The organism is Aliiglaciecola sp. (genome assembly GCF_039982535.1).
In the GTDB taxonomy this organism is placed as follows: domain Bacteria; phylum Pseudomonadota; class Gammaproteobacteria; order Enterobacterales; family Alteromonadaceae; genus Aliiglaciecola.
This window is the reverse complement of the sequence record NZ_JBDWYG010000033.1, coordinates 148,628-162,419: the sequence shown is the minus strand read 5'-3', so window position 1 is coordinate 162,419 and position 13,792 is coordinate 148,628. Positions and strand designations below refer to the sequence as shown.

At 40.3% G+C, this 13,792-nt stretch carries 7 protein-coding genes; 3 read left to right on the top strand and 4 right to left on the bottom strand.

Going from position 1 to position 13,792, the window contains the following annotated elements; translation table 11 throughout:
• Positions 1 to 82 precede the first annotated feature (82 nt).
• Positions 83 to 865, top strand: a complete 783-nt coding sequence (locus ABJV04_RS07940; protein ID WP_348490914.1) for an IclR family transcriptional regulator — start codon at positions 83 to 85, stop codon at positions 863 to 865.
• Positions 866 to 918: 53 nt separating this feature from the next.
• Here the strand turns inward: ABJV04_RS07940 and ABJV04_RS07935 are convergent, their stop codons facing one another.
• The 4 genes from ABJV04_RS07935 to ABJV04_RS07920 all read right to left on the bottom strand — a co-directional run bounded on the left by ABJV04_RS07935 (position 919) and on the right by ABJV04_RS07920 (position 8,615).
• On the bottom strand, positions 919 to 2,493 hold the full coding sequence (locus tag ABJV04_RS07935) for an alpha-L-fucosidase (protein ID WP_348490912.1): 1,575 nt from the start codon (positions 2,491 to 2,493) through the stop codon (positions 919 to 921).
• A 297-nt stretch (positions 2,494 to 2,790) separates the two neighbouring features.
• On the bottom strand, positions 2,791 to 4,632 hold the full coding sequence (locus tag ABJV04_RS07930; protein ID WP_348490910.1) for a sulfatase: 1,842 nt from the start codon (positions 4,630 to 4,632) through the stop codon (positions 2,791 to 2,793).
• Between the two features lie 87 nt (positions 4,633 to 4,719).
• Positions 4,720 to 6,573: a sulfatase gene (locus tag ABJV04_RS07925; RefSeq protein WP_348490909.1), complete on the bottom strand. Its 1,854-nt coding sequence runs from the start codon at positions 6,571 to 6,573 to the stop codon at positions 4,720 to 4,722.
• 662 nt (positions 6,574 to 7,235) lie between these two features.
• Complete coding sequence (locus ABJV04_RS07920; protein ID WP_348490907.1) at positions 7,236 to 8,615, bottom strand: sulfatase-like hydrolase/transferase; 1,380 nt, start codon at positions 8,613 to 8,615, stop codon at positions 7,236 to 7,238.
• A gap of 416 nt (positions 8,616 to 9,031) precedes the next feature.
• On the opposite strand from ABJV04_RS07920, the gene ABJV04_RS07915 reads away from it, so the two are divergent.
• Positions 9,032 to 10,669: an arylsulfatase gene (locus ABJV04_RS07915; RefSeq protein ID WP_348490906.1), complete on the top strand. Its 1,638-nt coding sequence runs from the start codon at positions 9,032 to 9,034 to the stop codon at positions 10,667 to 10,669.
• A 726-nt stretch (positions 10,670 to 11,395) separates the two neighbouring features.
• The gene (locus tag ABJV04_RS07910; RefSeq protein WP_348490904.1) at positions 11,396 to 13,780 is read left to right on the top strand and encodes a LamG-like jellyroll fold domain-containing protein; all 2,385 of its coding nucleotides are present in this window, start codon (positions 11,396 to 11,398) and stop codon (positions 13,778 to 13,780) included.
• Positions 13,781 to 13,792: the final 12 nt, after the last annotated feature.

The following is a 13,792-nucleotide window of genomic DNA, read 5'->3' as shown; positions in this document are numbered from 1 at the left end:
GAGAAATGACAATGATAGTTGACCATTAACGGAATATGAAACAATATATTATATACAAAATAAATTAGAGGTTGTTCTTCAAATGGAAGAGAAAGAGAAAAAGAAACGCAGTTATTCTGCTCCCGCCCTAGAAAAAGGTTTCGAAATACTAGAACTTTTGGCGGAAGTGAAAGAGCCGATGTCACTTGCCAAAATCTCAACAACATTAGAGCGCTCTAAAAGCGAAATATATAGAATGATTTCGGCACTAGAACATAGAGGCTACTTATCCAGAAACGAAGGAAGCGACTCGTTTCATATAACAAATAAATTATTTGATTTAGGTATGAAAGTGCCTCCCGTTGGTACCTTAGTGGAGGCTGCATTTCCAGTGATGCACAAGCTATCCGGGGATATTAAACAATCTTGCCATATCGCGGTTGCCAACCAGCAACATATGGTGGTTATAGCAAGAGTACAAAGTCCCGCCATTGTCGGTTTATCAGTACGAGTCGGCCATCACCTTGACTTATATAAAACCGGCTCTGGAAGAGTTTTACTTTCTTATATGCCAGAAAAAGCACGGGAAGAATCCCTGAATAAATTCGAAAAATCAGATAACGATTTTAATCGTGAAGAATGTGAAGAATTGATAGGTAGGATTTTAAGTAAAGGTCATGCTAGATCTCAAAGTCCCATTGTGTCTGGTTTAATCGATTTGTCCTTCCCAATTTTCCTAGGCAAAACTAAGGAAGTAATTGCCTGTATTACCGTACCTTACATTGTCGAAAAAGGGATCTCCTTAAGCCTTACTGAAACAGAATCTTATGTTCGAGAAGCTGCTGCGGAGCTGTCTGAACTAGCACAAACCTATAGCGGGTTTTAGTCAGTATTTGTTTGGCGCGTTTTAAACTAACACGCCAAACATATGTCATTACCTTAATTCAGTACAATCTTAAATCCAATCACAGGTTGTTCCGGTAGTGCTTTAGGCAACCAAATAGTTAAACCCTCTTCACTTCTAGACCAATTCACACTCTCGTTGGCACCAAGTATAGATATGCGCTGAATATTCCTACTCAGTACCCCATCAGTCTTCAGTGTTTTAATGTGAATAGGTTTATTAGGCGGTGCCAATACAAAGGCAAATAGACTATTGTTTTTATGGGTAAAGCGAATGTCTTGTGCAGAAAACGCGCTTAAGTTTTCTCCCGTCCGTTTTGACACTATCTTTAAAGGACCCTCTCCAAAGACTTTCCAAGGTCGGGTGCCATAAATGCCTTCTCCATTGATTTTTATCCAGTCACCAAATGCACGAATATAAGCGGCCTGCTCTTCTGGCAAGGTGCCGTCGCCACGCAATGCTACATTCATCATGACCACTCCATTTTTACTTATGGCATCAACGGCATTCCCAAGCAACACAGGTATGCTCATCTTAGTCATTAAGTTTTTTCGATAAAACCAGTTACCAGAGATATCTGTGGCCCACATCCAAGGATGAGGTTGAATTTCGCCAAACATGCCTCGCTCAAGGTTGTAGGTAAAAGCGGCTTTATCCATATTTGCATTTTTGAATGAAAGAACCGTGGTTTGAGTACCATTATTTTCCCGTAAGTCACGATTCAGAAAATCAGAAAACAATGCCGCTCCCGAGACCTCTGCAAATTCATCATCAGGGTATGGTGAGTCGTTATTAAACATATCTGGATCGTATTTTTCTATTAACTCCCAACTGCGTTCAAACCAGTGTTTGTTCCAGGATTTCTGGGATGCAAATTCAGTGGGATGGTAGTCCATTGCAAAAAGTTGCCACTCTAATGTATTGGGTTTTTGATATTGTCGAGCAGCATTAAAAAAACGTGGAGCCCAATACAAATGTGTCGATACGCCAAATTTAAGGCCGTATTTAGTGGCTGCATTTTTCCATTCTTGAATGGTATCTCGTTTTGGTCCCATATCCACTGCGTTCCATGGATGAGATGAGTCGTACATATCGAAATTATCATGATGAGTGGCCACCGGCATGATGAAACGAGCACCATTTTCTTTAAAGAATTTAACCAGACCATCAGGGGCCCAATTTTCCGCTTTAAAAGACGGTATTAATTTTTCATAACCGAACTCAGATGGGTGTCCATAACGTTCGGTATGCCATTGAGTTAACTTAGCTGTGGTTTGCTTATCTCGTTCGGGGTTTTTAGAGGGAGTAATAAACCCCTCAGTACCGTACATTCTTCTACCATAATGAGAACCATCATGGGGCCTATTTTCATCTATTGAAGAAGGGATACCCCAATGTGTCCAGATACCGATTTTGCCATCCACAAACCATTCTGGTACTTGATAGTTCTCAGCCATCGACTGCCAATTAGGTGCAATTGTCTTATTCTCTTTGGGAGAAATAGTTGGTTTTTCGTTTAGCTGTTGAGTGCAACCACTTAAGGCACTAAAACAGCAGAACACAGTGATGCCCAAGTACGCTACTTTGCGTACAACTTTACAATACGTCATTTGAACTCCATTAAGGTATTCGATTTTCATAAGGAACTTGCTGTATCCAATGGTCAAGGGCATATCCCTTGTTATACATGGGTAAGACCCACTTAAACGCCATTAAGAGGCACAAAGCCTTTTGCGCAACCATCCACATTAAGTTTATTCTGGCGATATGAAATAAAAAACGAACCTGAAAGGTTCGTTTTTATCACTTCGATGAATCTGTACAACATACCTTTCATGCCAGATTCATCCCATCAAAACTATTCTCTAGTTCAATTCAACCACCTGCACTTATGTAACAAGTCGAGATTACTTAACTGCAATAGCTTTTGGCGAAAATATTTTTGTTTCTTTTAAGTAACCTAACTCTGGGTAACTTATTAAAAAATTATTTTCATCCATCAAATTAAACACATAATGGGTTGTTCCTTTAGGCAAGTTTACAGACACTTTATCACCGTCAACCTGCATAGTTAGGGGTACCCAAACTTCGCCTCGAGTACCGCCATTTTTTGTGTACAGTAATTCCGCATTTACAATATTTGCGCCATTGTTCTTGTATGTTAACCAGACAGTATTGTTATCAAACCCATGCTTTTTAACACTAGCTACTTTATTTTGGTTCGGTGAAGGGAACTTAGCTTTAGGGTTTGAGAAAGGAAAACGGCCGTTTAGTTTTTGTAAACGCTGTTCTAATATCCGATTCATTTCCTGTGCTTTCTCAGGCATTTTTTTGACTAGGTTCTGCGACTCTTCTATATCCACACGTTCCGAACCATTTTCGTACAGTTGATAAAGCTCTAATGATGCTTTTTCCTCGGTTGGAGTGTATTGTCGGACTAGTTTGTAATCTCCAATACGAATCGTAGATTGCATAGAACTGTTGGGAAAATGCCAAAACATAGTATCACGTGTCTTACCTGTCCACGGGTCGGTAACCAATGTAGGATCGTTTGGCGCTTTTTCTAACAGAATTGATAAATCAGCACCGTCGAGTATTTGGCCTTCAGGTAATTTTGTATCAGTCCAACTAAGAATGGTAGGGTAAAAATCTACACCGTTAACCATAACGTCAGACTCTTTGTTAGCAGCAACTTTTGGTCCCTTGATAATAAAGGGTACTCGAACCCCGCCTTCTTTCGCATTTATTTTACCCTTATCTAAAGGGTAGTTGTCGGTAATAACTTCCCCTCTAAGGCTCTCCATACCACCGTTGTCTGAAGTAAAAATGATATAAGTATTTTCAATCAATTTGTGACCAGGCCATCTTGGATCATCAGTTTGTTCAAGATAGGTGATAAGTAAACCAGTATAATAATCGAACATTTCGACCATCGCCGCATAATAGGCATTTCTTTGACCTCCTTCGCTCCATTCATCTCCTTCCTTAGGATAAGCCACGCCTAGCTTTTTATAATATTTACGCAGTAACTCTTCACTTCTTGTGTGTATAGGCGTGTGTACTAATCGAGTCGAGTAAAAAAGAAAAAATGGGTCTTGTTTGTATTGCTCCATAAAATCAAGACCATCCTGAGTGATATCATCAAAAGGAAAGCCATTTGCATCTAATCGATAAGGGTCGTCAGCAGACGTTGTTGCAAACCCTTTTGTACGGTTCTTCATTTTTTGGTGTGCACCAAAGCCATGCTTAGAAAATTCAAATCCTTGCGAAGTAGGCAAAGGAATATCTGTGCCAGGAACGCCCACATGCCACTTACCTGAGTGACCTGTTCTATATCCGTTGGATTGTAACAATTCAGCTATCGTGACTTCTGAAGTCGGTAAATGACCCGCTTGCCATGGACTGATTAAAGCCGATGAGTTGTTATACGGCATAGGAGGATGCCCACCTCTAACCGCCGTTCTTTTGATTCGAACTGGGTGTTTGCCCGATAGTATCGAACCTCTTGAAGGCGCACATGTCGTTGCTGCCGAGTAACCTTGCCAGAAAAGTACCCCCTCTTTTGCAAGTTTATCTATATTGGGAGTTTCAAATGGAGAAGGCTCGTCAATATCGTAACTTTTTACGTCTTGCCAGCCTAGATCATCCGCTAATATTAACAGTACATTGGGTTTATGTGGCCTTTCAGTTGCCAACGCATATGATACGTTTAGGCAACAAAGAACAGAGAACCAAATTATTTTAGACATAGTATTTTCCTGATATACCCTAGAATGATATTTAATTAACTAACCCAAGACTTTTTGAAACACCTTGAGCATTTTAATAACAGTGATTTACAACGACTTGTATTTATCGCTGGTGACTAAATAGTTATTTTCATCAATTAATACAAATACATAAGCTTTGTATTCTGCAGGTACATAAGCCGTTATCGTGTTTTTTTCTGGCTCAATTGTTACCGGTAATTTCTTGTGAGTGATGAATAATTTCCCACGCTTTTTCCCATCCTTCGGTTTTGCAATTTCGGCCAGTAAATATGCCTCTTTAACTGCGCTTTTACCGGCAACTAAACTAATTTGAGCTTGACGTTTTGCCTTATCAAACCTATTTGAAGAGACTTTAGGAACCAAAACTCTAGCTGCCGAATTGTTCTTATTACCCGGATTCAAATGGGGATAAATGGCATTATTTTCGTTGAGAAGTTGTTCCAAATTTGTCGACAAGGTTTTAACGACTTCAGCGTATTGAGGATCAGCAGCTAAATCATTGGCTTCTTCAAGGTCAAATCGTTCGCCATCCTTATACAGTCGATATAACGAGTAGCGATTTTCTGTATAATACTTATACAGTTTAAAGTCACCTTCTCGAATAGCGCCGCGCATTGAATCATCACCATAATGGGGGAAATGCCAGAACAAGTTTTTTCTAGGCTCGCCATTTTCATCAACTACTATGTCGCTATTACCTTGCAGTACAGGGGACAAATCCAAGCCACTGAGTTTACTTTTATGCTGCTTATCAATGGTAGAGCCGGTTAACTCAAGAATGGTTGGAAAGTAATCTAACTGATTCACCATCCCATCATATAGAACATTGCTTTTCACCGTTGGGCCAGCAACTACCATAGGCACCCTAACGCCGCCTTCCTCTGTATGCTTTTTACCTTTATCCAGAGGGTAATTGTCAGTAATGATTTCCGTGGTTTTTGTTTCTGCGCCACCATTGTCCGAGGAAAAGAAAATATAGGTGGTGTCGATCAATTTTTTACCTGGATTACGAGGATCATCGGTTGCCTCCAGTAATGAGATTAAGCGTCCTAAACTCCAATCAACAGTGGTGACCATGGCACCATAGTATGGATTTGTTTGACCAGTAGTGGTGATTGGATCAGGTGTCTGAGGAAAAGGTATACCTAATTTATCGGTATAATGCTCTAGTAGCGCTCGGTTTTTAGTAATAATAGGTACATGCACCATCCAGTGCGCAAGATAGAGAAAAAAGGGCTCGTCTTTGTTGTCTTTAACAAAACCCAGCGCATTTTCTGTCACTAGGTCCAGTGGATAAGGGATTCCTTGTGGATTCTTGTCACTAAAAGGCGGATATTTTTCTTTACTCAACGGGTAGGTTTCATCGTCAAATATTTTTGCACGGTTTTTAGAATTCCGGTGTGCTCCCCTGCCCCCAAAAGTAAAATCAAAGCCATAGGTTGAGGGTGAATTACTAGCATAGTGGCCTAAATGCCACTTTCCAACATGTCCGGTTTTATATCCATTGGCTTTAAGTGCTTTTGCCAACGTTAAGGTATCAGTTGATAAATGATCATTATAATAAGGTGGAATTCCCCGAGCGTCTTTATTCATCGGCGAAGGGATCCCCGCCCCGCTCACATGGGTAAAGTTAGTTTTTGCCGGATGCTGTCCCGATAATAAACCACCTCTGGAGGGCGCACATGTAGGTGCAGGTGAATAAGCTTGGCTAAAATTCATTCCTCGATTTGCCAAGGCTAACATATTTGGCGTTTCCCAAGGCGTAGGTTCGTCGATATCATTCAATTGGGTGTCTTGCCAACCTAAATCGTCAACGTAAAAAATAATGATATTGGGCTTTTCGAGGGTCCCAATCGCCTCATTCGCTTGTACACTTTGGCCCAAAATAGCGATAGCAATAAGCCCTAACAATTTGTACATAACACACCCTACATAAAATAATGACTGATAAAATTATTCTGAACGAGTTAATAGCTCTGACTCGAATAACTAAGCTTTATCAGCCTAGAGGTTTAACTGAACAACTATCTATTCAATCGACCTTAAATAAAAAGAATCATCCGTTACGACCCGTCAAACACCTACTATTGATGAAAGCTCAATCTTACAGCCCTTGTTTGCCATAGACTTTTTAATAATCGACTGTCTTCAATGTTAAGTGTTTCCGCATATCCGGCTTCTAAAAAGTGAACATAGTTCGCGGTTGTGAATCAACAAACTAAACCATATACGACACATCGTTTTATATTCGAAATGTTATTCTATATTAAAAATATTGTAAATTACAGGTAAAAATACCTTTTATATTAAAAATTTGATTGGGTATGGTTGGAGTTTTCTCGAGCCGTTGAGTTGCAATGACAGTGATTCTAAAACACTGCTATTTGAGACCCACACAATCACAATAGCCTAACCATAATAGTTTGACAGTCATGGTTATTAACCTTTGTTTACGCCCCTTTCTGATAACCACTGCGGTTAATTAAAAACACCACTGAAAAGTAACAGAAAAAACCAATGACAAGAGTTATATAAAGGTCAACAATCTATAAGATGTGTTTATTTTAAGACTCGCGCTGCTTTTAATAGTTGAGCGTAGCGCCTTTTCTAGGAGGATTGCTTTCATTTTCCCACCATTGATTTGGTCCGTCTGTTTTTATGTCTTCCCAAGTCTCTAGTAATCTAGCTTTCATTGCCGTTAGTTTTTCTGGCATTTTAGACGCGAGATTATTTTTTTCCTGCCAATCTGTTTGCACGTTAAACAGCATAAATTCAGTTAGTGTATCGTTACCCACTATCTTCCAATCGCCAATGCGCATGGCCACACGATCCTCCGCCGGTGAAACATGTGTTCGCCAAAATAATGGAGTGCTGCGCTGAAGCTCTTTGCCAGCTAAGGCTGGTAGAAAGTTAACCCCATCAATTTTGCGATCACTTGGTGCTGGAATATCTGCAATAGCTAAAACGGTACTAAAAATATCGGATCCTATAATAGGTGTATCATTCACCGTGCCTGGTTGAATATGTCCTGGCCAGCGCACAACAAAAGGAACCCGAATACCGCCTTCAAAATCATTTCGTTTCAAGCCTCTTAAACCGCCACTATTGCCGCCCACTCCCACCACTGGGCCATTATCAGACAAAAAGATAACAAAGGTATTGTCACTAAGCCCTTGCTCATCAAGTACCTCCATTATTTTACCCAAGGCATAATCCATTTGCGTTATGTTCCCGAAGTACTTCTTATTCACAGGGTTTTCATTAGGGTAAAGTGCAGAAAACTTAATATCAGTTGCTATTGGCTTATGGGGTTCATGAAACCAAACGGACATCATAAACGGCTTGCTTTCGTCTCGTCCTGTTTCAATCCATCGAATGGCTTCGTCTGCCACTAAAGGCGCGGAATAGCCTTTCAGTTCCCCCACGGCTTTATGGTTACGTATAAAGTTATTTGGATTTTTATGGCTTGGTTCTGCATTATTTTGAGTGGCAAACCAATAGTCGAAACCATGATCATTGGGATGAGGATAACCCTCATTATTGAATTGATGCTTGGACAGTAGATGCCATTTCCCAAAGTGGCCGGTGGTATATCCGGCTTGTTGAAATAAACTAGGATAGGTAATTTCACTAGCCCGTAAATGCGCTTCATGTCTTCCGGAAAGATGCCGCCAAACACCATTACGATAGGGAGTTCTGCCGGTTAAAATTGATGAACGTGCAGGTGAACAAACCCCTGCTGATGAATAACCCTGGGTAAATTTTACCCCTTGGGCAGCTAATTTATCCAAGCTAGGGGTTTTTATGGTTTCATGACCATAAGTAGCTGAATCGCCCCACCCCATATCATCGGCCATTACGACAATAATATTCGGTTTTGATGTAGCAGAAACATGAGTACTTATCAGAGCTAGAAACAGGCAACCCCACAAAACCACTCCCAAAAAATGTACGTTTTTCATTCTTGTTCCTCACCTTGCTAGCTGCCTAAAACCATTAAATGATTAGACAAACCCAAATCGCTGTTTTATATTTGAAACAATATTCTATATTAAAAATAAGCAGTGGGACAACAAAAAAGCAGCATTTGATTAACAATTATCAAAGTGTTTGGTTGTAAAAAACATTGCCAGAACAGACGAAAACTGACCGACCAAAATTGCCAATGAGTTTAAGACTTGCCTGGTTAATAATGAATCCATAGACAGGTTTTGCGGTTTGCGACTCACAAACAGACTTACTGAACAAAGGTAGAATTGTTCGGTGATTTAAGCAGCATTTTTATTTGTAAATATGAAAAAGTGACACCAACTAAAACACGGTGTAGAGACTAAATTATTTTCAATGACAAATGCGCCATTTAGGAAATAATATTACAATGAAATTAGGTAAACACACAATGAATCCAATACTCTGTGCTCGAGCGGGTTTGTTCGCAAACAATACTTTGGCCACTAAAAAATATCATTTAGGTTTAAACAAATTGACCAACTCCCTAACAACCAAGTTTACAAAAGTCCTTTGTATATTCATTTTTTCTGCCAGCGCAGTAATAACCCCAACTTTTTCCTATGCTGATGAAAACAAGCCAAACATTATATTTATAATGAGTGACGATCAGGGTTACGGTGATGTATCTGCGTTTAACCCCAACAGCAAAATCGATACACCTGCGATTGATCGCTTGGCTCAAGAAGGCATGATGTTTACCGATGCTCACAGTGCCTCTGCAGTTTGTACACCCACACGATATGGCGTTTTAACAGGTCGATATCCTTGGCGAACTCGTTTACAAAAAGGCGTATTAAGTGCCAAAACCAGCGTACTTGCAGATGGCAGCATTAGTGTGGGTGATGAGCCGCTAATAGATGAAAAAACCCTAACAGTGGCGCAATTTTTAAAAAGCCAAGGCTACGATACAGCCATGACTGGAAAATGGCACCTTGGTTTTAAGTATATCCTACCTAAAGGTTCTGAAATTGATAAGAGTCGCGGTAAATTTTACGATGCCGTTCCTGTTGGAACTAAAATAATTGATGGCCCGATTGAACGAGGGTTTGACAAATATTGGGGCTTTCATCATGCCCGCCAAATGGGCACTTGGATCGAACAAGATGAGGTTACCTATAATTTAGAAAATACCGATGAAATGTTAAATCGCATCACCGAAAAAGCAGTGAACTACGTATCTGATCCAGCAAGAAAAAAGGCTCCTTTCTTCTTATATGTACCCTTTAGTGCTCCCCATAGTCCTGTTGTACCCAGTAAGAACTGGGTTGGCAAAAGCGGAATTAATAAATACGCTGACTTTGTGATGGAAACCAACAACTCCGTTGAACGTATATTACAGGCCTTAGACAAAGCGGAACTTACAGATAACACCATTGTTATTTTTACAACAGACAATGGCACATCTCCCAGTGCAAGAATCGAGGAGCTACTAGCTGCGGGTCATCAGCCAACCGCGGACTTGCGCGGCGTGAAAGCGGACTTGTGGGAAGGTGGACACAGAGTACCTTATATTGTGCGCTGGCCGGGTCACGTCAAACCCGGAACGACATACGATAAAACGGTGGTTCATAACAGTTTATTTGCAACAAGCGCGGAGATATTAAAGGTAGATCTACCAAATGATGTTGCGGTGGATAGTTTCTCAATATTACCCGCCTTAAAAGGTTCACAAGTGGAAACCCACCCCGTCGCGATTCATGCATCAGTTTCAGGACACTTTGCTGTGCGCGTTGGTGATTGGAAACTCGCAGCATGTAAAGGTTCTTGTGGCTGGAGTGAAGGTGGCGAAAACGACATCCCCATGCAGTTGTACAACATGAAAACAGATCGCGCAGAAACTACCAATTTATACAAACAAAAGCCTGAAATTGTAGCGCAATTAAAGCAGCAGTTAGAACAAGTGGTTAATAATGGTTACAGCGTAGACGGAAAGACTGGCAGTAACGACGTCCCTGTTACCATATACAAAAAAAGCAAAGTTAAAAGTAAGAAGAAAAAGAAGTAATAAGAAAATGGCATGGATATTTGTACTTTTGATGTCAAAAAGAAGCTCAGAGTAACTCTGTGCCTTCCGATAAGGCAAATATCCAGCCTATTTTTAACCATCTCAAACGGCAAGAAATTGTGCTAATTAGCACAAATCCTTAGTCTAATGTGAACGTATTTATGCAACTCTTTATGCTGTTTGCTAAATAGAGATAGTGTATTTTCGTATCTTCTGTTGCTAGCACTTTGCTAGTATTTTCTCTAGCTATTATCAATAGCGCACTCTATTTACTCCCTCCATGGTAAACCCTTTTATTTAAAGAGGCTCCATAAAACCGAAAGCTAATCAACAGAGCTTCCACCAGCAACTCAGAATATAAAAATTAACTTCATATACAAAAAATAGATCTCGTAGTTCTAAGGATTTTTATTTTGTTTGATTATCGAATCAAGCATATTTTCGTGGGGAACTGTAGTCATAGATGCAAATGAAATTGCTTCACGATGCTAGCAAATCGACTCAAATAAGAGATTTTAAAAGCAATTTAAGGCTTTTAAATAGCGCATCTTCTTTCAAGTTGTCCCTTCCTTTCATATCAACACCAACACTTTTAATTAATAAATTTTTAACAATTAATAGACAATTTAAAAACACTAACATACTATATATGAAATATTGTTTTGTATTTGAATTAATATTCAAGTTAATTACTGAGTCGCTAGACCCCTAGCGAGAGGATCTGATATGAAATTTAGAACGACTTGTTACGCCGCATTAACATTGGGACTATTGTCTTGTAATAGTCACGCAGAACCCAAAGCTGATTGGATGCAAGGAAATTGGGGGATTAGTTTTAGAATATCGGGTGGCGATGTTAGTCAGCAAGAAAGTCATGTAAATGAATATCAAGTTAGGCCTGCTGTTGAACAAATAGCTTCAATTCCAGGTTTAACTTGGCTACAAGTCAATCTAACCAATGGTGCTTTTGGTGACCGCTTTATTGTTCCGGTACCAGAAGTTGAAGCAATTAACCCGAATGCTGCGCCGAATAGCATTAATGATTTATATGATCCTACCCTACCAGGAAGAGATCTTTTTGAACAAATCGCACTCGGATTACAAGCGAAAGGCATCAAAGTGGTTGTTTATATTGCCACACAGGGGCCAGGTATGCTGAAACATGGTGCTGAAAAATCGATGGATTACGATCCCTCAATTATCGATGAAACAGACGGTAGTGCCTGTAAATCAACTAAACCCAACAAAAAAGATGCTGATACGCAAGTATATTGCTCGGCGAGTATGAATCGATGGAGAGATTATGTCTTAGTTAATTACCCATCAACTAGCCTCCATCACAGCTTTCAATTAGCCTTAGTTAATATAGTCGAAACATTGTCACTGCGCTATGGCACTCTTATTGATGGCTGGTGGTTTGATCACGCCACCTATGGCGACTACGCGTTATTGCCCGATGCAGCAAGAGCCGGTAATAGTGATGCCGTTGTTGCATTAGGCTTAGCTGAAGACGTCCATCTGGGAAATAATCCTGAAGTCCAAGAGGACTACACGGGTGGACATCCTACTCCCTTAACCCGAACAATTTCGTCTTCTGATACGAATTTACCGATGTTGACAGCGATTGAAGCCACTGAAAATGGCTATTTTCCTGCGGTCGGTGATGATGTTGATGCGGTAGGTCACATGTTTATGCCACTTCAGCAATCATGGAATGGCGGTACAGTAGTGTTCTCTGAAGCGAAAGGTTCAGATTGGTTAAACAGAGCTTTAAACGCTAAGGGCGCGTATAGCTGGGCCTTAAGCCATGAAGGGTCAATCTCAGGTGGAGAACCTCTATTAATTTCGCAGCCTCAAGTAAAACTAATGACACGCATTCAAATCAACAGAGGGAAGCAGTTACACCTGAACTTAAAAGGTGCTGATGGTTCAACTGCCTATGATGATTCAGTGAACCAATACTCGGCGACAGTGAATGGAGCAACATTTGTTGATGATACTTCAAGAGGCACAGTTGCGAGTTTTACTGAAGGGAGCAACCTAACGATAGATAGCTACACCGGTGTTTTAGGTGATAGCGCTCGTACAACAACGGCGTGGATAAAAACAACAGACAATAAAGGCGATATTATCCAATGGGGTAACGCTGCCCCAGGTGAGCAATGGAGATTACGCTTAGTTAGTGGAAAACTTAGATTAATTTTGGGTGATGCGACTGTTATTGGCACTACATCCCTGAATAACGATCAATGGCACCATATTGCAGTTGTCGCACCCGATAATGCGGTTGACAATATTAAAATATATGTAAACGGAATCCTAGAAAACACTTCAGTAAACGGCAATACCTCTAACGTTAATACCGTGGCAAATAGTGATGTTCAAATAGGCGGATCATATACCGGACTTATAGACAAAGTCGTTATTCATGACCGTGCTTTAGTTGAAACTGAAGTAGATTACCTTGCAAACTCAGTAGATGCAGATATCGATTTAGAAGTGGCTTACGATCTTCGTTTTAATGAACTATCGGGTAATACAGTTACCGACCATTCAATTTATGAAAGAACTTCAACTAACAATGGCGCTTTGGTTGGTGTGTATGACAACAGCCGTGACAGTGAAGTGTATTCGTTTGATGGAAACTCTACTGTTGTTGCCGACCGGTACAATGGTGTCAATGAAGCCGACCCTCGCACCGTTATGGCATGGATAAAAACAACAAATGGGAATGGAACCATTATTAAATGGGGCAATACAGACGTTGTCAAAGGCGAGCAGTATGTTATTCGTCTGAAAAATGATGCCTTGAGAGTCAGTATTACTGGCGGAAGACTAACCGGCACAACCAAGCTTAATGATAGCGAATGGCATCATATCGCAATTGTTTCGCCAGACGAGCAACTAAGCAATACAAAGCTATACATTGATGGCGTATTAGAACCCACAAGCTTTGCAGGCACTCATTCAACAATTAACACATATACGGTTAAATCAAAAAGTATGAATGTTGAAATTGGAGCAGATTTTATCGGTGAAATGGATGATGTGTTAATCCACCAACGGCCCTTAAAGTTGTTCGAAATAAAAGCCATGGCCGGTCTTCAATAAATCACATATTCA